The organism is Paraburkholderia humisilvae (assembly GCF_902859855.1).
GTDB lineage: Bacteria > Pseudomonadota > Gammaproteobacteria > Burkholderiales > Burkholderiaceae > Paraburkholderia > Paraburkholderia humisilvae.
Genome location: NZ_CADIKH010000305.1, coordinates 1 through 1,668, shown reverse-complemented (window position 1 = coordinate 1,668; position 1,668 = coordinate 1). Strand labels below are relative to the sequence as shown.

General features: G+C 64.9%; 1 protein-coding gene. It reads left to right on the top strand.

The annotated features are described in order from the left end of the window. Window positions 1-275 precede the first annotated feature (275 nt). A partial coding sequence (locus HV796_RS42120) for a chloride channel protein (RefSeq protein WP_175233526.1) occupies window positions 276-1,668 on the top strand: 1,393 nt, incomplete at its 3' end.

Here is a 1,668-nt window from a genome sequence, read left to right as displayed (position 1 = left end):
CCCCAAATAATCGCGCTGTTAAATGACAATATCCGTTTGTGGCACTCGCACAATTCAGGAGCTTGCCCGGGACCACGGCAGGATGCCACTATTGACCGGATGCTGGAGGGGAGCGCGTGGGATGTGCCCGGGCGTACTGCACCCGGACTTCATCGCTCGCCTGGCATACGGAACCGCACGTGCACAAGCCCGCTTGCACCACGAGGGCGCCGATCTTCGCCGAAGGTCGGGCTAACCATCAATCGTCCGCCCGCGCGGGCCGCCGCACTTATGCCATGCCTGGTACACACACGCCACTGTCCTCCAACGTCGTCCGACGCACGAAGCGCCTGTGGCGACAGTACGGCATCTTCTGGCTGGGCACGATCGCCGTCGGTCTCACCGCGGTGTATTACGCGCGGCTGATCGACTGGGGCTACAACACGTTTCTCGAGCTGCAGCGTGAACGCCCGTGGCTGCCGCTGCTGGTCACCCCGGCCATCGCAGCCGTCGCCTCCTGGCTCACGCGGCGTTTCTTTCGCGGCGCCGAAGGCAGCGGCATCCCGCAGGTTATCGCCATACTGCACACGAGGCCGGGTGAAACCGGCTCGCGGCTGCTGACGTTTCCCATCCTGTTCGGCAAGATTCTTGTGTCCTTCCTGGCCATCCTCGGCGGCCTCACGATTGGCCGTGAAGGCCCGACCGTTCAGGTCGGCGCCGCGCTGATGTTCAACCTGCGGCGGCTCTACCCGCGCTCGAACGCGCTGATGGAGCGCCAGTTCGTGCTCGCCGGAGCGGCCGCGGGCCTTTCAGCCGCATTCAATACGCCGCTCGCGGGCATCGTGTTCGCCATCGAAGAACTCACGCGCAGCTTCGAGGCGCGCGCAAGCGGCGTGCTGATCACCGCGATCATCGTCGCGGGCGTGATCGCGCTCGGGCTGAACGGCAATTACACGTACTTCGGCACGATCGACGTCGGCACACAATTGCCCGATTCGCTCGCGCCTGCCGTGCTGCTCACAGCGGTGGTCACCGGCATTGCGGGCGGTCTTTTCGGCTGGCTGCTGCTCAACACCTCGCGCTGGCTGCCCGCGCCGCTGTACAGGCTCAATGCCGAGCGTCCGGTCGCGTTCGCCGCGTTGTGCGGGTTCGTGATCGCGGTGGTTGGGGTGATCTCGGGCGGTACGACATTCGGCAGCGGCTATTCAGAAGCGCGTGGGCTGCTCGATGGCCACGCGCAGTTGTCGATGTTCTATCCGCTGCTGAAGATGGTGTCGATGGTCGGCTCCTATCTGCCCGGCATTCCGGGCGGTATTTTCGCGCCGTCGCTGTCGATCGGTGCGGGCTTCGGTAACGTGCTGCATATGGTGTTCAGCGACATGCGCCCGCAGATACTGATTGCGCTGGCGATGGTCGGCTATATGGCGGCGGTCACGCAATCACCGATTACGTCGTTTGTGATCGTGGTGGAGGTGCTCAACGGACACGCGCTGGTCATCGGGCTGATGGCGACCGCGCTCGTGGCGAGCCGCGTGTCGGCTTTCTTCACGCCGCCGCTATACGAGTCGCTCGCGCTGCGCTATATGACGCAGCCGCTGCACCCCGAGGCGGCGACCCCGCATCAGCAGGACCTGCCCGAGCCGCTCGTGCACGTGGTATTGGACGCCAGCAGCAACGAAGCACCACCGC